Source organism: Erwinia papayae (assembly GCF_058241465.1).
In genome coordinates this window covers 515181-538060 of the sequence record NZ_JBZCHT010000013.1, presented here as the reverse complement: position 1 = coordinate 538060, position 22880 = coordinate 515181, and the positions used below count along the sequence as shown (strand labels likewise).

Sequence of the window (22880 nt, the reverse complement as noted above, 5' to 3'; positions counted from 1 at the left end):
GCGTGATGGAAGCTGGGTGGAAGGCAGTCATTTCACCCCATGCTGTCTGAACCACGTCAGCATCCGTTGCCAGCCGTCCTGCGCGGATTCCTGATGATAGCTGGGACGATAATCAGCGTTAAAAGCGTGACCCGCTTCGGGATAGACCACAATTTCGGATGTGGAATTCGCTGCCCGCAGCGCCTGACGCATGGTATCGACTGAATCCTGTGGAATACCGTCATCCATTCCCCCATACAAACCCAGTACCGGCGCGGTCAGATCAAGGGCAATATCAACCGGTTGTTTCTGTTGCAGCATGGTTTTTTCACCAACCAGTTTGCCATACCAGGCAACACCCGCTTTCAACTGGGGATTATGTGCCGCATACAGCCAGGTAATGCGTCCCCCCCAGCAGAAGCCGGTTACCGCCATATTGCGCATATCGCCGCCGTGGCGTGATGCCCAGTTGGCAACGTGATCAAGATCGGCCAGTACCTGATTATCCGGAACCTTACTCACCAGCTCTTTGAGCAGCGTTGGAATATCGGAGTAAGCGGCAGCATCGCCCTGGCGGAAATAGAGCTCCGGTGCCACTGCCATATACCCCTCCAGTGCCAGGCGTCGGCAAATGTCGCGAATGTGCTCATGCACACCAAAAATCTCCTGCACCACCAGAATGACCGGCAGGGGACCGCTGGCATTGCGTGGTTTGGCATAAAAAGCGGGCATGTTTTCGCCCTGAGTTGGAACAGACGTTTCTCCGGATTGAATTGCCTCACTGCTGGTAGTAATAGTGGTTGATGCGGCAGGAGATACGGCGGGAGCGAATCCATCTTTGCTCTTCATTTGAGTCATATTATCTTCGGTTTTCATTGTCCTCTCCGGGTATGCATTGGCGCAATCAGCTAACTATAGCCAGGATCCGTTTGGGGCTGTTCTGTTCATCTTTATCACTGACAAAAAGGTTTCCGAAAGGGTAAACAACGGAGGTGTCGCTGTGAACAGTACGTTTACGTGACTGCTATCACTTTTTTGTGCAGGGTTAATGTAATTTTCATGATGCATAGTGAGATTTCTCACACAATATCCAGTGAATTTCCGTTACTCTGCCGATTCTAATCCGCCACACTTTGCCGCAAAGGAGCCAGAAATGGCAAAATCAGACGTTTTTCACCTGGGTTTAACACAGGCAGATTTGCAGGGCGCCACCCTTGCTATCGTGCCTGGCGATCCTGAACGGGTCAAAAAGATCGCTGTGCTGATGGATAATGCTGTACATCTGGCCTCACACCGCGAATTCACAACCTGGCGCGCGGAAATCGGGGGCAAAGCGGTTATCATCTGTTCAACCGGCATCGGTGGCCCTTCTACCTCCATCGCCGTTGAAGAACTTGCTCAACTGGGCGTGAGAACATTCCTGCGGGTTGGCACCACTGGCGCAATTCAATCTGGCATTAACGTCGGGGATGTGTTGGTTACCACCGGCTCAGTACGACTTGATGGAGCCAGTCAGCACTTTGCTCCGCTTGAGTTTCCTGCCGTTGCCGACTTCACCTGTACCACTGCGCTGGTTGAAGCGGCCAAAGCCGCAGGTGCGACAACCCATATTGGCATTACTGCCTCCTCAGATACTTTTTATCCGGGCCAGGAGCGTTATGACACCTTTTCCGGGCGCGTGGTCAGCCGCTTTCAGAACTCAATGAAAGAGTGGCAGCAGATGGGGGTGCTGAACTATGAAATGGAATCGGCCACCCTGCTGACGATGTGTGCCAGCCAGGGATTACGCGCCGGTATGGTCGCTGGGGTGATCGTTAATCGTACCCAGCAGGAAATTCCTGATGCGGAAATGATGAAAAAAACAGAAAGCGATGCGGTGCGTATTGTGGTTGATGCTGCCCGGCGCCTGATTTAGTTCACCTGCTAGCGCAGCCTGCTATAGCCTGCGCTCATATCCCGAATACAATTAGCGCACTCTGTCTGACATCTCAGAAATTATGTGATTGTTGGTAAGATATTGCTGTTGGTTATTGTCATTTTATGGCGAATTTCAGTCACTTTTATTTTTCTTCGTGCTGACTCGCAAATTTCAATGTAATCGCTTTCTGAATGATTTCATTGCGCTTTTTATCTGGACATTTATACAGTATCACTCTACCTTTCCCGAGGATAATCAGACGCGGGAGGAAATAGCGTGGATGCGACAATTGGTTACGGTGTCTTTATCGCTGTGGCAGGCCTGCTGGTGGGATGGTTAATTGCCTGGTTCAGAAGCCAGCAACTGTCGGCCAGGCAGGAAACAGAACGGCAACTGTTGCAACAGTCTTCTGAACAGCTGCATCACGATCGTCAGCGTCTGGTACAGCAGTTGGAGAGCCTGCAGCAGCAGCAAAAACAGAACGAGCTGGAGTTACGGCAGCTTTATGGTTCTCTTTCTGCCGCGCAGGAAAAACTGCAACATCTGGACCACTGGCGTAGTGAGGCCGAACAGCTGACCCGTGAATTGCGCAACCAGCTGGAGATCAACAGTGCCCAGGAGGCCGAACTCCGCGAAGTCACTATCCGTCTGGAAGAAACTCGTATGGCGGCAGAGGAGAAGCAGCGTCTGCTGACTAACAGTGAACAGCGCCTGAATGCGCAGTTCAAGAACCTTGCTAACCGTATCTTTGAAAACAGTGGGCGTCGGGTAGATGAACAAAATCGTCAGAGCCTGAACGGACTGATTGCTCCTTTGCGTGAACAACTGGAAGGCTTTCGCCGCCAGGTACAGGAAGGCTTTGGGCAGGAAGCGCGTGAACGGCATACGCTTTCCCATGAAATTCGCAACCTGCAGCAACTGAACGCGCAGATGGCACAGGAGGCGATTAACCTCACTAAGGCGCTGAAAGGCGACAACAAAACGCAGGGTAACTGGGGGGAAGTGGTTCTCAGCCGGGTGCTGGAGGCCTCCGGACTGCGTGAAGGTCATGAATATGAGACACAGGTTACCGTGCAACTTGAACAGCATGGCCGTATGCAACCCGATGTCATCGTTCGTCTGCCACAAGGTAAGGATGTGGTCATTGATGCAAAAATGACGCTGGTTGCTTATGAACGTTATTTTAATGCTGACGACGATGCTACAAGAGAAGTGGCAATCGGTGAACATATTGCTGCGATTCGCAACCATTTGCGTCTGCTGAGCCGAAAAGATTATCAACAGCTACCCGGATTGCGTTCGCTGGATTATGTACTGATGTTTATTCCGGTTGAACCGGCCTTTTTGCTGGCAATAGACAGGCAGCCAGAACTAATCAGTGAGGCACTTAATCAGAATATTATGCTGGTCAGCCCGACCACGCTTCTGGTGGCGCTCCGCACTATTAACAACCTGTGGCGTTATGAGCATCAAAGCCGCCATGCTCAGCGTATTGCAGACCGGGCGGCCAGGCTCTATGACAAAATGCGACTCTTTGTTGATGATATGTCAGCGATGGGACAAAACCTCGACCGGGCACAGGACAGCTACCGGCAGGCGATGAAAAAGCTGAGTGAAGGGCGAGGTAATCTGATTGCCCAGACCGAAAGTTTCCGTCAGTTGGGCGTGGAAGTTAAACGTCCAATTAATCCCCGGATGGTTGAGCAGGCGATGCCGGAAGAGGGCGAAGAAGCTGAAGATGATGAAAATCTTCATTTGTCGGTATCAGGCACAACCCGTGCTTCGCCACGGGGGGATCAATAAGCGGCAAGGCCGTGCCTGGCCTGCCGGACTCTGATACACTTGGCAGAATATTGATTGCAGAGCAGGCAAAACAAATGGCAGATGAATCAAAGGATACCACCCATTTTGGCTATCGCACCGTAGCGAAAAGCGACAAGGCTGAAATGGTCGCTGACGTTTTCCATTCCGTTGCGGCTAAATATGACCTGATGAACGATTTGATGTCATTCGGGATTCACCGGATCTGGAAACGTTTTACTATCGACTGTAGCGGTGTACGCCGTGGTCAGCGTGTGCTTGACCTTGCCGGGGGTACTGGCGATCTGACAGCAAAATTCTCGCGTCTGGTCGGTGAGACGGGCGAAGTTGTGCTGGCTGACATCAACAGCTCAATGCTTAAAGTTGGCCGTGAAAAGCTGCGCAATAAGGGCATTATTGGCAACGTCAGTTATGTTCAGGCAAACGCTGAGGCACTGCCGTTTCCGGATAACTATTTTGACTGCATTACCATCGCTTTTGGTTTGAGAAATGTCACCGAGAAAGAAAAGGCGCTGGCCTCAATGTTCCGTGTGCTCAAACCGGGTGGGCGTCTTCTGGTGCTGGAATTCTCCAAACCGTTGCTGGCTCCACTCAACAAAGCTTATGACGCCTATTCTTTTCATGTACTGCCGCGTATTGGCGAGTGGGTGGCAAAAGATTCTGAAAGCTATCGTTACCTGGCAGAGTCGATCCGTATGCACCCGGATCAGGAGACGCTCAAGCAGATGATGGACGATGTTGGGTTCGAAAATACCACCTATTCCAATCTCACTGGTGGCATCGTAGCGCTGCACCGTGGGTTCAAGTTCTAAACAGGAAAGCGCATGACTTTGACGCCGCTATTAACTGCGGGGCTGGAAACGGCACTGAACCGGGTTTTATACCGTGATCGCGGCCTGAAAGCGGCGCGTCAACGGCTTAAAGGTAAAAGTCTGGCGATCGAGCTGGCTGAACTGGCTCAGCCAGTTATCTTAATCTTTGGTGAAAAACAGCTCGATGTAATGGGCGAATGGCACGACACGCCTGATTGTCTGGTGAAAACCCGTTTAAGCACATTGCACAAATTGCGGGATCGCCAACTGTTGACCAGTATGCTGCGCAGTGGAGAGCTGGAAGTCGAAGGGGATTTGCAGGTCGTACAGCAGTTTTCTGCCCTGATTGATCTTGCTGAACTTGAGCCGGCTGAATATCTGGCTCCGTGGATTGGCGATATTGCGGCCCAGGGAGTCGGCCAGTTTGCCCGTAAGGGGATGCAGCTCTTTCGCCTTAATCTTACGCGCAAGCAGGGGTATATCAGCCAGGCACTGACCGAAGAGTGGAGAATGGCTCCTGGCGGACTGGAGCTTGCCTGGTTTGCCGAAGAAGTTGATGCGACTGCCTCTCAACTGACTGCTCTGCAAAGCCGACTTGAAGCACTGGAGGGAAAATGACCTTCGGAGAATTGCGCCGCCTCTATTTTATTATTCGTGTCTTTCTCAGCTACGGTCTTGATGAGCTGATTCCTAAAACCCGGCTCACTATACCTGTCAGGCTGTGGCGCAAGTGTCTGTTCTGGATGCCAAACAGACACAAAAAACAGCCGCTCGGTGAGCGTTTGCGGCTGGCGCTGGAACAGCTGGGTCCGGTATGGATTAAGTTTGGACAGATGATGTCTACCCGGCGTGACCTTTTTCCGCCGCACATTGCCGATCAGCTGGCTATGCTACAGGATCGTGTTGCGCCGTTTGATGGTGTAAAGGCCAGGCAACAGATCGAACTGTCGCTCGGATGTCCGCTGGAAAAGTTTTTTGATGACTTTGTCATCACCCCGCTGGCTTCCGCTTCTATTGCCCAGGTTCACACTGCCACTCTGAAAGAAAATGGGAGACAGGTGGTCATTAAGGTGATTCGTCCGGATATATTGCCGGTGATTAAAGCGGACATGAAGCTGATCAAACGGATGGCGCGCTGGGTTCCCAGACTTTTACCCGATGGCCGTCGTCTGCGACCGCAGGAAGTTGTTGCTGATTACGAAAAAACACTGATTGATGAGCTGAACCTGTTACGTGAAGCGGCAAATGCTATCCAGCTGCGTCGCAATTTTGATAACAACAAGATGCTCTACATTCCGGAAATTTTTTCTGATTATTGCAGCGAAACCATGCTGGTGATGGAGCGCATCTACGGTATTCCCGTTAATGATGTGGTGCAGCTTGAGCAGCATGGGGTCAACATGAAACTGTTGGCAGAACGTGGCGTTCAGGTGTTCTTTACTCAGGTGTTTCGCGACAGTTTTTTTCATGCAGATATGCATCCTGGCAATATTTTTGTCAGCTATGAACATCCGGAAGATCCTCAGTATATCGGCATTGACTGTGGCATTGTTGGTTCTCTGAATAAGGGCGACAAACGCTATCTTGCTGAGAACTTTATCGCTTTCTTTAACCGCGACTATCGCAAAGTGGCGGAACTGCATGTGGATTCCGGTTGGGTACCACCCGATACCAATGTCGAAGATTTTGAATTTGCGATCCGTACGGTGTGTGAGCCTATCTTCGAAAAACCGCTTGCGGAAATCTCCTTCGGCCACGTGTTGCTGAACCTGTTCAACACTGCGCGTCGCTTTAATATGGAAGTTCAGCCACAGTTGGTTCTCCTTCAGAAAACATTGCTGTATGTTGAAGGCGTTGGGCGTCAGTTGTATCCGCAGCTTGATTTGTGGAAAACCGCTAAGCCATTCCTTGAGGACTGGATCAAAGATCAGATCGGTATTCCGGCCATTGTGCGGGCATTAAAGGAAAAGGCGCCATTCTGGGCAGAAAAATTGCCTGAACTACCCGAGCTGTTTTATGACAGCCTCCGTCAGCACAAACATTTGCAGCACAGCGTTGATAAACTGACCAGCGATCTGAAAGGGGAGCGCGTCAGACAGCATCAGTCACGCTATCTGTTTGGTGTTGGTGCGACACTGTTACTGAGCGGCACGGCTATTCTTTTAACCCGACCACAATGGGACCTCATCTCTGCGGGGATGATCGCAGCAGGGCTGGTAACATGGCTGGTGGGATGGCAAAAGACTGTCTGAAAGTGGTCTACAGAGAATGGTCAGTAAAAACGGCCGTTTGATTTTTTTATCGGCAGCGATAGCGCGACAGCACACAGTCATCGCTGACATTACAACGAATTATCAGAGGTGAAACATGGGCGGTATCAGCATCTGGCAATTGTTAATTATTGCGGTAATTGTTGTTCTTCTTTTCGGTACAAATAAGTTACGGACACTGGGTTCCGATCTCGGTTCTTCGATCAAAGGCTTTAAAAAGGCGATGAGCGATGACGATGAGAAAGAAAAAAATCATGCTAATGATGCGGACTTCAATGCCAGGCTGGCTGACCAGAAGCCCGCAGATGCGTCGAAAGAAGAATCCAGAAACGACAAGGTATAAACCGTGTTCGATATAGGCTTTAGTGAACTGATATTGGTGTTCGTTATCGGGCTTGTCGTTCTCGGACCCCAGCGCCTGCCTGTGGCGGTCAGAACCGTAGTGGGTTGGATTCGCGCGATGCGCTCACTGGCGGCTAACGTTCAGAATGAGCTGGCTCAGGAACTCAAATTGCAGGAGTTACAGGACAGCCTGAAGAAAGTTGAAGAGGCCAGTAAAAACAGTCTGACGCCAGAACTGAAGGCTTCGATGGAAGAACTCAAGCAGTCGGCTGCATCGATGAAGCGCTCTTATCTGGGTGAAAACGAAAAAGCCGATGATGAAGCGCATACTATCCATAATCCACTGGTGAAAAATCCTGCGGATGCTCATGATGGCGCGACACCAGCCACTGCCGATCATCATGCCAGTTCGCCCGTTCAGGCCCCCTTAGCCTCTGAGCATCCACAAGCTGGTTTATCCTCTGCTGCTGTTCAGCCATCCGATCAGCTATCGACCTCTCAACCTCTGACAGAGGATCCTGCGCCTGTAGTCCATGTCTCTCAGGCTGCCAGCCCTCCGGTGGTTAAAACGACATCGGCGGTCAGTGACCCTGAACCGGTGACGACAGTGAGTGCTACAACGTCGATTCTTTCCAGCCGTGCTCCTGTTTCCACCACTCAACCAGGAGAGCAACGTTAAACATGGCTGTTGAAGATACCCAACCGCTGATCAGTCATCTGATTGAACTCCGTAAGCGGCTGTTGAACTGTATTATCGCTGTTGTGGCGATATTTCTTTGTCTTGCCTATTTTTCTAACGATATTTATCACCTGATCGCTGCACCGCTAATCAGTCAGATGCCCGCCGGGGCAAGCATGATTGCAACGGATGTTGCCTCGCCGTTCTTTACGCCAGTTAAATTGACGATGATCGTTTCGGTATTCCTTGCGGTGCCGGTGATCCTTCATCAGATTTGGGCATTTGTCGCACCTGCCCTGTACCGTCATGAACGTCGGCTGGTGATGCCATTACTGTTTTCCAGTTCTTTCCTATTCTATCTGGGGATGGCCTTCGCCTACTTTGTTGTTTTCCCCCTGGCCTTTGGCTTTTTTGCCAAAACGGCTCCGCAGGGTGTCCAGATCGCCACTGACATTAACAAATATCTCGATTTTGTTATGACGTTGTTTATGGCGTTTGGTGTTTCTTTTGAAGTTCCGGTGGCGATTGTGCTGCTGTGCTGGACAGGAGTAACCGGTCCTGAAGAACTGAAAAAGAAGCGTCCTTACGTTCTGGTTGGGGCATTCGTTGTAGGTATGTTGCTTACGCCTCCGGATGTTTTCTCCCAAACGCTGCTGGCCATTCCGATGTACTGCCTGTTTGAAGTGGGGGTGTTTTTCTCCCGTTTTTATGTGGGCAAGGGGCGCGAAAATGATGAAAAGGAAGAATCCGGAACAGAATAGCCAGGCGTGAAATGCGCCTTGCGTTCAGTTGAAGTGAAATAACCGCCCGAAAGGGCGGTTACCGTCTGGAACACGTTATGTTTGATATAGGGGTTAACCTGACCAGCACGCAGTTTGCGAAAGATCGCGACAGGGTCGTTAAACGTGCAAGAGAGGCTGGCGTGACCGGCTTATTGATTACCGGTACTAACGCACTGGAGAGTCAGCAGGCACAAAGCCTGGCTGCCCGTAGTCCTGGGTATTGCTGGTCGACTGCGGGAGTACATCCTCACCATGCCAGTGAATGGTCGGCCGAAACAGCGGCGACGCTGAAACGACTGGCTGAAAGCCCGCAGGTTGTGGCAATCGGTGAATGTGGCCTGGATTTCAACCGAAATGTTTCTGACCCCGATCAGCAGGCTTACGCTTTTAACGCGCAGCTGGAGCTGGCTGCTGAACTGAATTTGCCCGTATTTCTCCATTGCCGTGAAGCTCATGAACGCTTTATGGCTATTCTCACTCCCTGGCTACCTGAAATCAGCGGCGCGGTTGTCCACTGTTTTACCGGCACAGAAACCGAGCTCGAAGCTTGTCTGGCAGCAGGTTTATCTATTGGGATCACCGGCTGGGTATGCGATGAACGTCGCGGGCAGGAACTGCGTGAGCTGGTGCATTTGATCCCGGCGAACCGGTTGCTGTTGGAAACCGATGCGCCCTATCTTATACCGCGTGATCTGCGCCCCCGTCCTCCTTCCCGACGTAATGAACCCTGTTTTCTGCCGCATATTGTCGGGCAGGTTGCAGCATTACGGGGAGAAGAGGCATCAGACCTTGGACGGCAGAGCGAGAGTAATGCCAGGATGCTGTTCAGGCTGGGTGAGCAGCCTGCTTAAGCATCAATGGCGGTGGGGAATCTTTCAGATTTTCTGGAATTGTTTGTTGTCCAGGCTACGCACTATCTGTTTGTTAAGCAGTTTCAGCAACAGCATTGAGCGTGCCTCACCGTCAGGCTCAGTAAAAATGGCTTTCAGCCCTTCAAAAGCTCCCGCCGTAATGACGACCTGATCGCCAGGCTGTGGAAGGTCCGGATCGTCCAGCGTCTCGGTTCTTTCCGTCTGTAAAGCGGCAATGACATCCTCTGGTACAGTGGCTGGCATGTTGCCAAAGCGTACAAAATGACTCACGCCCCTGGTTGCACTGATAGTGGTGGTGTGAATGGCTTCGGGGTCGAACTCAATAAACAGATAGTTGGGGAACAGGGGTTCACTCACCTGGGTGCGTTTTCCCCTAACCAGTTTCTCTATCGCAATCATTGGGCTGAGACAATGCACTGCCTGGCGTTCAAGGTGTTCTTTGGCGCGAAGCAATTGACCACGTTTGCAATAAAGTAAGTACCAGGATTCCATAACGTCACTTTACAATTTCAGGGGCAGTAAGAATAACAAAATTGATACAAGAGTTATAGCGACATCCCTGTCAGACGCGGCACCCAGGCTTACTTCATCAGCAGAACCAGAATGTTTTACAGGCAGTTTGCTCTGTTTGTCGGGAGAGTTATTGGTATCAATTGTAACTTTTTCTGGCAAAATGACTACATTCCGGCCCATGATGCAGCGAAAAATTAAGCATCCTGTGACAATCCTCCTTATAATGGCCGATTCACTGACCGTATTGATGAGAAGTCATGAAATACCACGACTTACGCGACTTTATTTCTCTGTTGGAACAGCGCGGAGAATTAAAACGTATCACCATGGAGATCGATACCGATCTTGAGATGACGGAGATTGCCGACCGAACTCTGCGAGCTGGTGGTCCTGCGCTGTTATTCGAAAATCCCAAAGGCCACACTATGCCTGTGCTTTGTAACCTGTTTGGTACGCCGCAGCGGGTTGCTCTGGGTATGGGACAGGAAGAGGTTAGCGCGCTGCGCGATGTGGGCAGGCTGCTGGCCTTTTTGAAAGAGCCTGAACCGCCGCGTGGATTCCGTGATTTTTTCGATAAAATGCCGCAGTGGAAACAGGTATTAAATATGCCTACCAAACGTCTGCGGGATGCGCCATGTCAGCAGCAAATCTGGCAGGGTGACGAGGTCGATTTGTCCCGAATTCCGGTGATGAAGTGCTGGCCTGAAGATGCGGCACCCCTGATTACCTGGGGACTGACGGTGACCAGGGGGCCGCATAAAGAACGGCAAAACCTTGGGATTTATCGCCAGCAGGTGACAGGCAAGAACAAGCTGATTATGCGCTGGTTGTCGCATCGGGGTGGTGCGCTGGATTTTCAGGAGTGGTCCCAGCAACGTCCCGGTGAACGTTTTCCGGTTGCGGTGGCGCTGGGGGCAGACCCGGCAACCATTCTTGGCGCGGTTACGCCAGTGCCAGACACGCTGTCAGAATATGCTTTCGCCGGATTACTGCGCGGTACTAAAACCGAGGTGGTAAAGTGCATCTCTAACGATCTGGAAGTTCCGGCCAGCGCCGAAATTGTGCTGGAAGGCTACATCGAGGCAGGGGAAATGGCAGCGGAAGGTCCCTATGGTGACCATACAGGTTACTATAATGAGGTGGATAACTTCCCGGTATTTACCGTGACCCATATTACACAGCGTCGTGATGCCATCTATCATTCAACCTATACCGGCCGTCCACCGGATGAGCCTGCGGTGCTGGGGGTGGCGTTGAATGAGGTGTTTGTACCGATACTGCAAAAGCAGTTTCCTGAAATTGTTGATTTCTATCTGCCGCCGGAAGGTTGTTCATATCGACTGGCAGTGGTGACGATGAAAAAGCAGTATGCCGGTCACGCTAAACGCGTGATGATGGGCGTCTGGTCTTTTCTTCGTCAGTTTATGTATACCAAGTTTGTTATCGTCTGCGATGATGATGTAAACGCTCGTGACTGGAATGACGTGATTTGGGCGATAACCACCCGCATGGATCCGGCCAGAGATACCGTTCTGGTTGAAAATACGCCGATTGATTATCTTGATTTTGCTTCGCCGGTTTCAGGTCTGGGTTCAAAAATGGGCCTGGACGCAACGAACAAATGGCCGGGCGAAACTCAGCGCGAATGGGGACGGCCAATCCGTAAAGATCCGGCCGTGACTAAGCGCATCGATGAAATCTGGGATCAATTAGGTATATTCAGTGACTCGTCCGGACGCAACACGGCGTCTGGCAAATAAATGTTCGACCCGACAGAGAGAACGCATGACAACGTTAAGCTGTAAAGTGATCTCGGTAGAGACGATTACCGAAACTGTTTACCGGGTGCGCATGGTGCCGGAAGCTGACTTCAGTTTCCGGGCCGGTCAGTACCTGATGGTAGTGATGGATGAGCGGGATAAACGACCGTTTTCTCTGGCCTCCACGCCAATGGAAAAGGATATCATTGAGCTGCATATTGGCGCTTCAGAGCTTAATCTTTACGCGATGGCGGTGATGGAACGTATCCAGCAGCAGCGCAGCATTACCGTGGATATTCCCCATGGTGATGCCTGGCTGAGGGAAGAAAGCAGCCGTCCGTTGATCCTGGTCGCAGGTGGGACGGGCTTTTCGTATGCGCGTTCAATCCTGTTAACGGCGCTGTCACAGCAGCCGGATCGCGATATTGCGCTGTACTGGGGCGGTCGCGAACTGAAGCACCTTTATGATCTTGAGGAGCTAAATGCGCTGGCGGTGAAACATCCCAACCTGAAAATTATTCCGGTTGTCGAACAACCTGAGCCAGACTGGCAAGGCCGCAGCGGTACAGTGTTAACGGCAGTGATGAATGATTATGTTAGCCTCAGCGAGCACGATATTTATCTCGCCGGACGTTTCGAGATGGCAAAAATTGCCCGTGAACGTTTTTGCGCAGAACGTGGCGCGAAAGCCGATCAGATGTACAGCGATGCTTTCGCTTTTATCTGAAAGACCAGGGGGCAGAAAGCACTCTGCCCCCGATCATAAAACCGCCCCTGACAGGCGGGAAAAATAGCAGTCAGACTTCCAGCACAACCTTTCAGACTCTCTCAAAAACAGTGGCAATCCCCTGACCCAGACCAATACACATGGTTGCCAGGCCAAAGTGAGCGTCGCGCTGTTCTAACAGATTCAGTAACGTGGTACTGATCCGTGCACCCGAGCATCCCAGTGGGTGGCCCAGCGCAATCGCGCCACCATTGAGATTCACCTTCTCATCCAGTTTTTCCATCAGCCCCAGGTCCTTAATGCAGGGCAGTGTTTGTGCCGCGAAGGCTTCGTTCAGTTCAAATATATCGATATCACTGACGCTCAATCCGGCTTTTTGCAATGCCAGTTTTGAGGCTGGCACCGGACCATATCCCATAATGGAAGGATCGCAGCCGACAACCGCCATTGCGCGAATATAAGCTCGCGGCCTGAGGCCGAGCCTACTGGCGTGGGATTCACTCATCACCAGCATGGCGGCAGCACCATCTGACAGGGCTGATGAACTGGCAGCGGTCACTGTGCCATTCAGCGGATCAAACGCCGGGCGTAACGCCGCCAGTCCCTGGACGGTGGTGTCCGGGCGAATCACTTCATCGAAATCATAACGCCTGAGTACACCCTCTACATCGTGTCCGCTGGTGGCGATAATTTCACTGGCGAAATGGCCGGACTGAGTGGCTGCCCAGGCTCGCTGGTGTGAGCGGGCGGCGAACTGATCCTGCATTTCACGGCTGATATTGTGCATTTTCGCCAGCATTTCAGCTGTCAGGCCCATCATCCCGGCAGCTTTGGCAACGGTCCGGCTGAGGCCAGGATGAAAATCGACGCCGTGATTCATCGGAACATGGCCCATGTGCTCCACGCCCCCGACCAGGCAGGCACTGGCATCACCCACCATGATAGCTCTTGCTGCATCATGCAACGCCTGCATCGATGAGCCACAAAGCCGGTTAACAGTAGTGGCTGGCACATGATGCGGAATCTCTGCCAGCAGAGCGGCATTGCGGGCAATATTAAACCCCTGTTCCAGCGTCTGCTGAACGCATCCCCACCAGATGTCGTCAAGCTTTTCTGCTGTCAGAGCAGGATTACGGCTCAGCAGGCTGCGCATCAGATGAGCAGAGAGGTCTTCGGCGCGGACATGGCGGAACGCTCCGCCTTTTGAACGGCCCATCGGCGTGCGTACTGCATCAATAATGACCACTTTTTCCATTCTTTTACCCTCACGCCGTTTTAGTCGTGACATCGCCATGCGGCATTGCCTGGGGATACCAGCTTTCATTGCATCGCGCTTTATCTCGCAGGCTGACGGGCGGGAGATAAAGTGCGCCCGTCTGGCTGTAAGATTCTGCCAGGCGCAGGAAGCTGGCGTTGCCCAGCGTATCGAGGTAGCGGAATACGCCCCCCCGGAAAGGTGGAAAACCCAGTCCGTAAACCAGTGCCATATCGGCTTCGGCAGGCGTGGCAATAATCTTTTCTTCAAGGCAACGAATGACTTCGTTGACCATCGGGATCATCATGCGGGCGATGATTTCATCATCACTGAACACTCTGGATGGCTGACAGACAGTGCGTAGCAGATCGTCTGTAGCTGAATCGGCGACTTTTTTTGGCTTACCTTTGTCCGTTTCCCACCGATAAAAGCCAAGCTGATTTTTTTGTCCGTAGCGTCCGGCGGCAAAGAGTACGTCAATCGCATCACGACAGGTTTTTTTCATTCTTTCCGGAAAACCTTCCTCCATAACCTTTTGTGCATGGTGAGCGGTATCAATGCCCACCACGTCCAACAGCCAGGCGGGCCCCATCGGCCAGCCAAACTGTTTTTCCATCACTTTATCCACCTGACGATAGTCTGCACCGTCGCGCAGTAGCAGACTGAAGCCGGCAAAGTAGGGAAACAGCACCCGGTTGACGAAAAAACCGGGGCAGTCATTGACTACAATGGGGGTTTTTCCCATCTGACTGGCCCAGGCCACCACCTTTGCCAGAGTGCTCTCTGAGGTTTTTTCGCCCCGAATGATTTCAACCAGCGGCATACGGTGTACCGGGTTAAAGAAGTGCATGCCGCAGAAATTTTCCGGGCGTTGAAGCGCCCCGGCAAGTCTGTTGATGGGGATAGTTGAGGTGTTTGAGGCGAGAATCGCATCCTGACGCAAACAGGCCTCCGTTTCGGCCAGAACCCCGGCTTTCACCGTGGGGTTTTCCACCACGGCTTCCACCACCATATCCACCTGCTCAAAGCCTGCATAGTGGAGCGTCGGCTGGATGGCGCTCATTACGCCTGCCAGCTTCATGCCGTCAATTTTGCCGCGCTCCAGTTGCCTGTTAAGCAGCTTAGCCGCCTCATTCATTCCCAGGGTGAGTGACTCCGGCCTGATATCTTTCATTATCACCGGCACCCCTTTCCATGCTGACTGATATGCAATGCCGCCACCCATGATCCCGGCTCCCAACACCGCGACCTGCCGTGGTGTTGCCACCTCACGGATCATTTTTTTTGCTTTGGCTTTTATCAACTGATCGTTGAGAAAAATGCCGACCAGCGCTCTGGCCTCATCAGAGCGTGCCAGTGGTACAAAAGCCTGCGTTTCCAGCAGCAGGGCTTCGTTACGACTCAGTTGTGCGGCGGCTTCAATCGTTTTTACCGCAATCAGAGGGGCCGGATAATGTTTACCCACCGTTTGTAAAACCATGCCTCTGGCAACGTTGAAACTCATTGCGGCTTCGATTTTGCTCAGTTTAAGCGGTTGTTGCTTAAGATGGCGTCGGGCGCGCCAGTCCTGTTTGCCTTCAACTGCCTCAAGCAGGATTTTCATACCGGCATCGCGCAGTTTTTCAGCGGCGACTACGGCATCAACCAGACCGATTGCCAGCGCTTTTGCTGCATCCACATCTTTCCCGCCCGCAATAATTTCCAGCGCACTGTCTGCACCAAGCAAGCGAGGTAAACGTACCGAACCGCCAAAGCCGGGCATGATCCCCAATTTGGTTTCAGGCAGGCCTATCCGTGCATCCGCTGTTGCGATGCGAAAATCTGTTGCCAGCACACATTCACACCCACCGCCGAGGGCATAGCCGTTGATGGCAGAAAGGGTCGGGACGGGTAAATCCTCAAGGCGATTGAATATGTTGTTAGCAAAATTGAGCCACTGGGTGAGTTTTTCTGCCGGGGCAGCAAACAGTGAGAGAAATTCCGTGATATCAGCCCCGACGATAAAAGCCGGTTTACCTGAGCTGAGCAGTAGCCCTTTCAGTTCTGATTGCTCTTCGAGCACGGAAATCGCTTCACCCAGGCTGGCAACAGTTTGGGTGTCCAGTTTATTAACCTGGCCGCTGGTATCGAAGACCAGCTCAGCGATGCCCTGGTCCAGCCAGTTCAGAGTAAGCGTTTCGCTCTGGTAAAGCATGATAGTCTCCTGAGGCCACGGTTAGGGGATCTGGTCGTACCAGATGAGCGAAAGTGTGGGATTATTGTTAATTATTTGCAAACAAGACTTTGCTTATTTGCAAACAAGATCACAGGTACGGCAAAACGTCATCGCCGTGATAAGATGCGCTCAGTTTGGTGTTAATGGAGGCATGTGATGGGATCGTTGGTCACGCTGTATCAGCAGCATATCGAAACGCTACAGGCGCGGGCGCGGCAGGCCTTAGCCCGCTTTCAACTGGATTCTGTACTGATTCACTCCGGCGAGCTGCTGACGGCTTTTCTTGATGATCATGCTTATCCGTTCAAAGTGAATCCGCAGTTTAAGGCGTGGGTTCCGGTCACTTCTGTACCAAACTGCTTGTTGTGGATAGATGGTGTCAGTAAGCCTCAGCTCTATTTTTGGTCGCCTGTGGACTACTGGCATAATGTCGAGCCGTTGCCGCAAAGCTTCTGGACGGATGAAATCGACATCATCCCGTTAACAAATGCTGATGAGGCGGCCAGGCTTCTGCCCTCTCGGCGTGAGAATGTGGCCTGGATTGGTCCGGTAGCTGAACGCGCGACTCAGCTGGGTATTAAAGCCGGGCAGATCAACCCCAAAGGCTTGCTCGACTTCCTGCACTACCACCGTTCATACAAAACCGATTACGAGCTGTATTGTATGCGTGAAGCGCAAAAGACTGCCGTTACCGGTCATCGTGCGGCAAAAGAAGCGTTTCTGTCCGGCCTGAGCGAGTTTGATATCAACAATGCTTACCTCAGTGCCACCGGACATCGTGACATTGATGTGCCTTATGGCAATATCATTGCGCTTAACGAACATGCGGCAGTGCTGCACTACACCAAACTTTCCCCCCTGCCACCCGATGAAACCCGAAGCTTCCTGATTGATGTCGGCGCTGAATATCATGGCTACGCAGCAGATTTAACACGCACTTATGCTGCTAAAAATGATAGTGAGTATGCCGAGCTAATCAGGGACATGAACGCAGAAGAGCTGGCGTTGATCGCCACACTTAAAGCTGGTGTGCGTTACACCGATTACCATCAGCAAATGCATCAGCGGATTGCCAGGCTACTGCTTAAGCATCAGTTGGTGAAAGGGCTGAGCGAAGAAGCGCTGGTGGCAGAAGATATTACCGGTCCCTTTATGCCGCATGGCGTTGGCCATACGCTGGGATTGCAGGTGCATGATGTGGCTGGTTTCATGCAGGACGATCAGGGCACACATCTCGCTGCGCCGCAAAAATATCCTTATCTGCGATGTACTCGGGTGTTGGAGCCTCGCATGGTGCTGACCATCGAACCAGGAATCTATTTTATTGATTCACTGCTTGCCCCGTGGCGTGAAGGAAAATTCAGCCAGCACTTTGACTGGACACGTATCGCTGCGTTGAAGCCTTACGGCGGTATTCGCATCGAGGATAATGTCGTTATCCATCAGCACGGTGTGGAAAACATGACGCGGGATTTGAAGCTGGACTGATGGACGCTTATGACATCCCCGCAGAGCTGTTCAGTTTTAGTGAGGAAATCAAAAAAAGCCGTTTTATTACGCTGTTAGCCCACACTGACGGCGTGGAGTCAGCGCGTGCCTTTGTACAGCAGGTTAAAAGTGATCATCCTGCTGAGCGCCATCACTGTTGGGCATGGGTGGCTGGTTCACCTGCGGACTCTCAACAACTGGGCTTCTCCGATGATGGAGAGCCCTCCGGCACAGCCGGAAAACCCATGCTGGCCCAGCTGATGGGAAATCATATTGGCGAAATCACTGCCGTGGTGGTTCGTTACTACGGTGGTATTCAGTTGGGCACTGGCGGCCTGGTAAAAGCTTATGGCGGGGGAGTGCAGCAGGCGCTGAAAGCGCTGCCTCGGGTGCAAAAAGTGCCGATGCTGACCTTTACACTGTGCTGCGACTACGCTCAATTGTCAGAGATAGAAAGAATGGTTGGCCGGTTCCACGGCCAGTTGCAGCACAGCGAATTTCTGCAATGCGTTTCGCTTACGCTGGCCTTACCTCATGCCTCGGTTGCCGCGTTTACGCAAAATCTTACCGATTTCAGCAGAGGGGCGCTCCATCTGGCCCCGCTTAAATAACACTTTTATTGTCAGGAAAGGAACGGCTGCATGCATTTTCGTGCTATTACCCGCATTGTGGGTTTACTGGTCATTCTGTTTTCGGGAACGATGATCGTTCCCGGACTGGTGGCATTAATCTACCGTGACGGTGCCGGGCGAGCCTTTACTCAGACTTTTTTCATGGCGCTCCTGATCGGTTCTTTATTGTGGTGGCCAAATCGCAATCAGAAGCGCGATCTGAAGCCGCGGGAAGGCTTTTTGATCGTAGTGCTATTCTGGACAGTGCTGGGCAGCGTCGGGGCAATGCCATTCATCTTTGCCGAGCATCCGAGCCTGACGTTGACCGATGCTTTTTTTGAATCCTTTTCCGGGCTGACGACTACCGGTGCCACTACGTTAGTGGGACTGGATTCATTGCCTAAAGCGATTTTGTTTTATCGGCAAATGTTGCAGTGGCTCGGTGGCATGGGAATTATTGTGCTGGCAGTTGCTATCCTGCCGATCCTTGGGGTGGGGGGAATGCAACTCTATCGGGCGGAAATGCCGGGGCCGTTGAAGGATAACAAAATGCGCCCGCGTATTGCGGAAACGGCTAAAACGCTCTGGTTGATTTATGTATTACTGACCGTCGTCTGCGCACTTGCCCTGTGGCTGGCTGGGATGCCCTTGTTTGATGCCATTGGACACAGCTTCTCAACGATTGCGATTGGAGGGTTTTCCACCCACGATGCCAGTATCGGCTATTTCAACAGCCCCACTATTAACACCATCATCGCCGTCTTTCTGTTGATCTCTGGTTGTAATTATGGGCTGCACTTTTCATTACTTAGCGGTCGAAACCTGCGGGTTTACTGGCGTGACCCGGAATTTCGCATGTTTATTGGCGTACAGTTTACGCTGGTCGTCATCTGTACTGTCGTGCTGTGGTTTCACAATGTTTACAGCAGTGGTATGCAAACGATTAATCAGGCTTTCTTTCAGGTTGTTTCAATGGCGACAACGGCTGGTTTTACCACCGACAGCATTGCGCGCTGGCCGCTATTTCTGCCAGTCCTACTGCTTTGCTCAGCTTTTATCGGAGGCTGTGCGGGTTCCACAGGCGGTGGGTTAAAGGTTATCCGTATCCTGTTATTGTTCAAACAGGGGAACCGTGAACTGAAGCGTCTGGTCCATCCCAATGCGGTTTATACCATTAAGCTGGGACAGCGAGCGTTACCCGAAAGGATCCTTGAAGCGGTGTGGGGATTTTTCTCAGCCTATGCGTTGGTGTTCTTGTTAAGTATGCTGGCTATCATTGCCACGGGTGTGGATGATTTTTCGGCCTTTGCGGCCGTTGCCGCAACGCTTAACAATCTGGGACCAGGGCTAGGGGTGGTAGCGGATAATTTCACTACCATGAACGATACGGCGAAATGGATTTTGATTCTGACGATGCTTTTTGGTCGTCTGGAAGTCTTTACGCTGTTAGTCCTGTTCACGCCGACTTTCTGGCGTGAATAACTTAAATTGAGTGCTTATATGAAAGCGTTAATTCTGTATTCCAGCCGTGATGGCCAGACGCGTGAGATTGCTTCTTATATTGCTAATCAGCTTAAAGATAAGCTGGAATGCGATGTCTTTAACATTTTGCATGCCAGTAATATCGAGTGGAGTAAATACGACCGCGTGCTAATCGGAGCTTCAATTCGTTATGGTCATTTCCATCCTAAATTAATGGCGTTCATAAAATTGCATCTGGCTGAATTGCGTCAGCGTCCTTCTGGCTTCTTCTCGGTGAATTTGACTGCGCGTAAACCTGAAAAACGGACACCGCAAACCAATGCTTACACACGTAAATTTCTGCTGCAATCGCCGTGGCAGCCTGACTGTTGCACGGTGTTCGCAGGGGCATTACGTTACCCACGTTATGGTTTTTTTGACCGTGTGATGATCCAGATGATTATGCGCCTTACCGGCGGAGAAACGGATACGACTAAAGAAGTGGACTACACCGACTGGGATCAGGTTGGGCGCTTTGCCCATGAATTCGCTGCAATATCATGCAAAGTGCAGTAAAAAAACGCGTTTTGATGAAAAATGACGCTGTCGGTCATTTATTTGTAATAAAGCCTTGTCAGGCCCTGAAAACTCCCTATAATGCGCCACCACTGACACGGAACAGCGGCTGAGAAGCCGGCGGGTCAGGAGGTTCAGCAACGCTGAGCCGCCGGAGAAAACCTCTTAAAAAAGAAGTTGACTCTGAAGGAGGAGAGCGTAATATACGCCACCTCGCAACAGCAGCAGCGCTGCCGGTTGCACCGCTCTTTAACAATTTATCAGACAATCTGTGTGGGCACTCACAGGATTGATATCCGCATCTTAGGATGCAAAAAAATATCAAGCCTCAGAGTGAACACGTAATTCATTACGGTTTTTCCTGAGCACCGCTTCACGAGTTGAAGCAAATCAGACTTTTAATTGAAGAGTTTGATCATGGCTCAGATTGAACGCTGGCGGCAGGCCTAACACATGCAAGTCGAACGGTAGCACAGGGGAGCTTGCTCCCCGGGTGACGAGTGGCGGACGGGTGAGTAATGTCTGGGAAACTGCCCGATGGAGGGGGATAACTACTGGAAACGGTAGCTAATACCGCATAACGTCGCAAGACCAAAGTGGGGGACCTTCGGGCCTCACACCATCGGATGTGCCCAGATGGGATTAGCTAGTTGGTGAGGTAACGGCTCACCAAGGCGACGATCCCTAGCTGGTCTGAGAGGATGACCAGCCACACTGGAACTGAGACACGGTCCAGACTCCTACGGGAGGCAGCAGTGGGGAATATTGCACAATGGGCGCAAGCCTGATGCAGCCATGCCGCGTGTATGAAGAAGGCCTTCGGGTTGTAAAGTACTTTCAGCGGGGAGGAAGGGAGTGGAGTTAATAACTTCATTCATTGACGTTACCCGCAGAAGAAGCACCGGCTAACTCCGTGCCAGCAGCCGCGGTAATACGGAGGGTGCAAGCGTTAATCGGAATTACTGGGCGTAAAGCGCACGCAGGCGGTCTGTTAAGTCAGATGTGAAATCCCCGGGCTTAACCTGGGAACTGCATTTGAAACTGGCAGGCTTGAGTCTTGTAGAGGGGGGTAGAATTCCAGGTGTAGCGGTGAAATGCGTAGAGATCTGGAGGAATACCGGTGGCGAAGGCGGCCCCCTGGACAAAGACTGACGCTCAGGTGCGAAAGCGTGGGGAGCAAACAGGATTAGATACCCTGGTAGTCCACGCCGTAAACGATGTCGATTTGGAGGTTGTGCCCTTGAGGCGTGGCTTCCGTAGCTAACGCGTTAAATCGACCGCCTGGGGAGTACGGCCGCAAGGTTAAAACTCAAATGAATTGACGGGGGCCCGCACAAGCGGTGGAGCATGTGGTTTAATTCGATGCAACGCGAAGAACCTTACCTGGCCTTGACATCCACGGAAGACCTCAGAGATGGGGTTGTGCCTTCGGGAACCGTGAGACAGGTGCTGCATGGCTGTCGTCAGCTCGTGTTGTGAAATGTTGGGTTAAGTCCCGCAACGAGCGCAACCCTTATCCTTTGTTGCCATCGGTTCGGCCGGGAACTCAAAGGAGACTGCCGGTGATAAACCGGAGGAAGGTGGGGATGACGTCAAGTCATCATGGCCCTTACGGCCAGGGCTACACACGTGCTACAATGGCGCATACAAAGAGAAGCGACCTCGCGAGAGCAAGCGGACCTCATAAAGTGCGTCGTAGTCCGGATCGGAGTCTGCAACTCGACTCCGTGAAGTCGGAATCGCTAGTAATCGTGGATCAGAATGCCACGGTGAATACGTTCCCGGGCCTTGTACACACCGCCCGTCACACCATGGGAGTGGGTTGCAAAAGAAGTAGGTAGCTTAACCTTCGGGAGGGCGCTTACCACTTTGTGATTCATGACTGGGGTGAAGTCGTAACAAGGTAACCGTAGGGGAACCTGCGGTTGGATCACCTCCTTACCTGAAGATACCTTCCCGTGCAGTGCTCACACAGATTGTCTGATAGAAAAGTAACGAGCAGAAAAAACCTCTACAGGCTTGTAGCTCAGGTGGTTAGAGCGCACCCCTGATAAGGGTGAGGTCGGTGGTTCAAGTCCACTCAGGCCTACCAGATTTTCCCTCATGCCGCGTTGTGACGATAACTCGCATAGCAAACTATGCTTCGCATCGCCACGCCTTGCCTGAGAAAAAATTGCCTTTCTCAATCGGGAGAAAAGCTGAGTGGTAGTAGACGGTCTCTGCACACTGTATGGGGCTATAGCTCAGCTGGGAGAGCGCCTGCCTTGCACGCAGGAGGTCAGCGGTTCGATCCCGCTTAGCTCCACCATGCAGTTGTCAACAGTACGTCAGAGCATGCCGGAAACGGTGTGCTGCGACGTATTATGCTCTTTAACAATCCGGAACAAGCTGAAAATTTGAAACGACATGTTGTGGTCATTCTCCGTAATAAGAATGGCATAACGACATGTTCGGGTCTCTCAAATGCTTACAACATGCAGCGTGACTCTGTCGGAGTAACGAACGAGCAAGGTCGTGGCAAGGCGTCAGCGCGCAGCAGGGCGGAGTGGACTGATGTCCATGAGCACTGCAAGCACTGCATAACGCGGCCATGACGACGCGCAGTCGTTACGAAACCAGAAGAAAGGACGCCTGTGGGTTGTGAGGTTAAGTGACTAAGCGTACACGGTGGATGCCCTGGCAGTCAGAGGCGATGAAGGGCGTGCTAATCTGCGATAAGCGTCGGTAAGGTGATATGAACCGCGATACCCGACGATACCCGAATGGGGAAACCCGGTGCACTCAGTGCATCATTGCAGC

At 51.9% G+C, this 22880-nt stretch carries 19 protein-coding genes, 2 tRNA genes, 1 rRNA gene and 1 other annotated feature (1 of these 23 only partly in view); of the genes, 18 read left to right on the top strand and 4 right to left on the bottom strand.

The genetic code is table 11. The annotated features are described in order from the left end of the window. Positions 1-27 precede the first annotated feature (27 nt). On the bottom strand, positions 28-855 hold the full coding sequence (locus AC3RPL_RS18685) for a dienelactone hydrolase family protein (protein WP_490741117.1): 828 nt from the start codon (positions 853-855) through the stop codon (positions 28-30). Positions 856-1132: 277 nt separating this feature from the next. Here AC3RPL_RS18685 and udp point away from each other — a divergent pair, with 277 nt between their 5' ends. The 9 genes from udp to tatD all read left to right on the top strand — a co-directional run bounded on the left by udp (position 1133) and on the right by tatD (position 9454). Beyond that, positions 1133-1894 (top strand): uridine phosphorylase, encoded by a 762-nt coding sequence (udp, locus tag AC3RPL_RS18680; protein WP_490741116.1) that lies wholly within the window; start codon positions 1133-1135, stop codon positions 1892-1894. Positions 1895-2173: 279 nt separating this feature from the next. Next, positions 2174-3700, top strand: coding sequence for a DNA recombination protein RmuC (gene rmuC, locus AC3RPL_RS18675; RefSeq protein WP_490741115.1), 1527 nt, complete (start codon positions 2174-2176; stop codon positions 3698-3700). 74 nt (positions 3701-3774) lie between these two features. Next, entirely contained in the window at positions 3775-4530 is a 756-nt protein-coding gene (gene ubiE, locus AC3RPL_RS18670; RefSeq protein ID WP_034938822.1) for a bifunctional demethylmenaquinone methyltransferase/2-methoxy-6-polyprenyl-1,4-benzoquinol methylase UbiE, read from the top strand. A gap of 12 nt (positions 4531-4542) precedes the next feature. Then, positions 4543-5148, top strand: coding sequence for a ubiquinone biosynthesis protein UbiJ (ubiJ, locus tag AC3RPL_RS18665; protein ID WP_490741114.1), 606 nt, complete (start codon positions 4543-4545; stop codon positions 5146-5148). Further along, positions 5145-6782, top strand: coding sequence for a ubiquinone biosynthesis regulatory protein kinase UbiB (gene ubiB, locus AC3RPL_RS18660; protein ID WP_367168494.1), 1638 nt, complete (start codon positions 5145-5147; stop codon positions 6780-6782). Before ubiJ ends, ubiB begins: the two co-directional genes overlap by 4 nt. Positions 6783-6897: 115 nt before the next feature. Next, a complete protein-coding gene (gene tatE, locus AC3RPL_RS18655; RefSeq protein WP_034938814.1) occupies positions 6898-7143 on the top strand; it encodes a twin-arginine translocase subunit TatE in 246 nt (81 codons plus the stop codon). Positions 7144-7146: 3 nt separating this feature from the next. Continuing rightward, the gene (gene tatB / locus AC3RPL_RS18650) at positions 7147-7821 is read left to right on the top strand and encodes a Sec-independent protein translocase protein TatB (protein WP_490741113.1); all 675 of its coding nucleotides are present in this window, start codon (positions 7147-7149) and stop codon (positions 7819-7821) included. Positions 7822-7823: 2 nt separating this feature from the next. Continuing rightward, positions 7824-8582 carry a Sec-independent protein translocase subunit TatC gene (gene tatC / locus AC3RPL_RS18645; protein WP_034938809.1) on the top strand — a complete coding sequence of 253 codons (759 nt, stop codon included), beginning with the start codon at positions 7824-7826 and terminating at the stop codon, positions 8580-8582. 77 nt (positions 8583-8659) lie between these two features. Then, entirely contained in the window at positions 8660-9454 is a 795-nt protein-coding gene (gene tatD, locus AC3RPL_RS18640) for a 3'-5' ssDNA/RNA exonuclease TatD (protein ID WP_490741112.1), read from the top strand. 24 nt (positions 9455-9478) lie between these two features. On the opposite strand, the gene rfaH is transcribed toward tatD, so the two are convergent. After that, positions 9479-9967: a transcription/translation regulatory transformer protein RfaH gene (rfaH, locus tag AC3RPL_RS18635; protein ID WP_490741111.1), complete on the bottom strand. Its 489-nt coding sequence runs from the start codon at positions 9965-9967 to the stop codon at positions 9479-9481. A 278-nt stretch (positions 9968-10245) separates the two neighbouring features. On the opposite strand from rfaH, the gene ubiD reads away from it, so the two are divergent. Continuing rightward, positions 10246-11748 carry a 4-hydroxy-3-polyprenylbenzoate decarboxylase gene (gene ubiD / locus AC3RPL_RS18630; RefSeq protein WP_261644052.1) on the top strand — a complete coding sequence of 501 codons (1503 nt, stop codon included), beginning with the start codon at positions 10246-10248 and terminating at the stop codon, positions 11746-11748. A gap of 25 nt (positions 11749-11773) precedes the next feature. Continuing rightward, positions 11774-12475 carry an NAD(P)H-flavin reductase gene (gene fre, locus AC3RPL_RS18625; RefSeq protein ID WP_490741110.1) on the top strand — a complete coding sequence of 234 codons (702 nt, stop codon included), beginning with the start codon at positions 11774-11776 and terminating at the stop codon, positions 12473-12475. 91 nt (positions 12476-12566) lie between these two features. Here fre and fadA read toward each other — a convergent pair whose 3' ends face one another. Together fadA and fadB are read right to left on the bottom strand one after the other, a co-directional pair. After that, positions 12567-13730 (bottom strand): acetyl-CoA C-acyltransferase FadA, encoded by a 1164-nt coding sequence (gene fadA / locus AC3RPL_RS18620; RefSeq protein ID WP_034938796.1) that lies wholly within the window; start codon positions 13728-13730, stop codon positions 12567-12569. A gap of 10 nt (positions 13731-13740) precedes the next feature. Next, on the bottom strand, positions 13741-15924 hold the full coding sequence (gene fadB / locus AC3RPL_RS18615) for a fatty acid oxidation complex subunit alpha FadB (RefSeq protein ID WP_490741109.1): 2184 nt from the start codon (positions 15922-15924) through the stop codon (positions 13741-13743). A gap of 177 nt (positions 15925-16101) precedes the next feature. Here fadB and pepQ point away from each other — a divergent pair, with 177 nt between their 5' ends. From pepQ to AC3RPL_RS18580, 7 genes are all read left to right on the top strand, one after another. Continuing rightward, a complete protein-coding gene (gene pepQ, locus AC3RPL_RS18610) occupies positions 16102-17433 on the top strand; it encodes a Xaa-Pro dipeptidase (RefSeq protein WP_490741108.1) in 1332 nt (443 codons plus the stop codon). Beyond that, entirely contained in the window at positions 17433-18044 is a 612-nt protein-coding gene (locus AC3RPL_RS18605; protein WP_490741107.1) for an IMPACT family protein, read from the top strand. The genes pepQ and AC3RPL_RS18605 overlap by 1 nt, the downstream gene beginning before the upstream one ends. A gap of 30 nt (positions 18045-18074) precedes the next feature. After that, a complete protein-coding gene (trkH, locus tag AC3RPL_RS18600; RefSeq protein WP_490741106.1) occupies positions 18075-19526 on the top strand; it encodes a Trk system potassium transporter TrkH in 1452 nt (483 codons plus the stop codon). 18 nt (positions 19527-19544) lie between these two features. Then, positions 19545-20081: a menaquinone-dependent protoporphyrinogen IX dehydrogenase gene (gene hemG / locus AC3RPL_RS18595; protein ID WP_490741105.1), complete on the top strand. Its 537-nt coding sequence runs from the start codon at positions 19545-19547 to the stop codon at positions 20079-20081. 399 nt (positions 20082-20480) lie between these two features. Further along, positions 20481-22022 (top strand): 16S ribosomal RNA (locus AC3RPL_RS18590). A 74-nt stretch (positions 22023-22096) separates the two neighbouring features. Beyond that, positions 22097-22173, top strand: a tRNA-Ile gene (locus AC3RPL_RS18585). 140 nt (positions 22174-22313) lie between these two features. Further along, positions 22314-22389: transfer RNA gene (locus AC3RPL_RS18580), tRNA-Ala, on the top strand. A 336-nt stretch (positions 22390-22725) separates the two neighbouring features. After that, positions 22726-22880: a sequence feature (23S ribosomal RNA rRNA prediction is too short), on the top strand; it runs 1598 nt beyond the window's last position.

Coding starts and splice junctions, on each gene's coding strand:
- rfaH (WP_490741111.1), bottom strand. CDS start 9,967: ATGGAATCCTGGTACTTACTTTATTGCAAACGTGGTCAATTGCTTCGC.
- AC3RPL_RS18685 (WP_490741117.1), bottom strand. CDS start 855: ATGAAAACCGAAGATAATATGACTCAAATGAAGAGCAAAGATGGATTC.
- hemG (WP_490741105.1), top strand. CDS start 19,545: ATGAAAGCGTTAATTCTGTATTCCAGCCGTGATGGCCAGACGCGTGAG.
- ubiB (WP_367168494.1), top strand. CDS start 5,145: ATGACCTTCGGAGAATTGCGCCGCCTCTATTTTATTATTCGTGTCTTT.
- ubiE (WP_034938822.1), top strand. CDS start 3,775: ATGGCAGATGAATCAAAGGATACCACCCATTTTGGCTATCGCACCGTA.
- fadB (WP_490741109.1), bottom strand. CDS start 15,924: ATGCTTTACCAGAGCGAAACGCTTACTCTGAACTGGCTGGACCAGGGC.
- tatC (WP_034938809.1), top strand. CDS start 7,824: ATGGCTGTTGAAGATACCCAACCGCTGATCAGTCATCTGATTGAACTC.
- pepQ (WP_490741108.1), top strand. CDS start 16,102: ATGGGATCGTTGGTCACGCTGTATCAGCAGCATATCGAAACGCTACAG.
- udp (WP_490741116.1), top strand. CDS start 1,133: ATGGCAAAATCAGACGTTTTTCACCTGGGTTTAACACAGGCAGATTTG.
- ubiJ (WP_490741114.1), top strand. CDS start 4,543: ATGACTTTGACGCCGCTATTAACTGCGGGGCTGGAAACGGCACTGAAC.
- ubiD (WP_261644052.1), top strand. CDS start 10,246: ATGAAATACCACGACTTACGCGACTTTATTTCTCTGTTGGAACAGCGC.
- tatE (WP_034938814.1), top strand. CDS start 6,898: ATGGGCGGTATCAGCATCTGGCAATTGTTAATTATTGCGGTAATTGTT.
- fre (WP_490741110.1), top strand. CDS start 11,774: ATGACAACGTTAAGCTGTAAAGTGATCTCGGTAGAGACGATTACCGAA.
- trkH (WP_490741106.1), top strand. CDS start 18,075: ATGCATTTTCGTGCTATTACCCGCATTGTGGGTTTACTGGTCATTCTG.
- AC3RPL_RS18605 (WP_490741107.1), top strand. CDS start 17,433: ATGGACGCTTATGACATCCCCGCAGAGCTGTTCAGTTTTAGTGAGGAA.
- tatD (WP_490741112.1), top strand. CDS start 8,660: ATGTTTGATATAGGGGTTAACCTGACCAGCACGCAGTTTGCGAAAGAT.
- fadA (WP_034938796.1), bottom strand. CDS start 13,730: ATGGAAAAAGTGGTCATTATTGATGCAGTACGCACGCCGATGGGCCGT.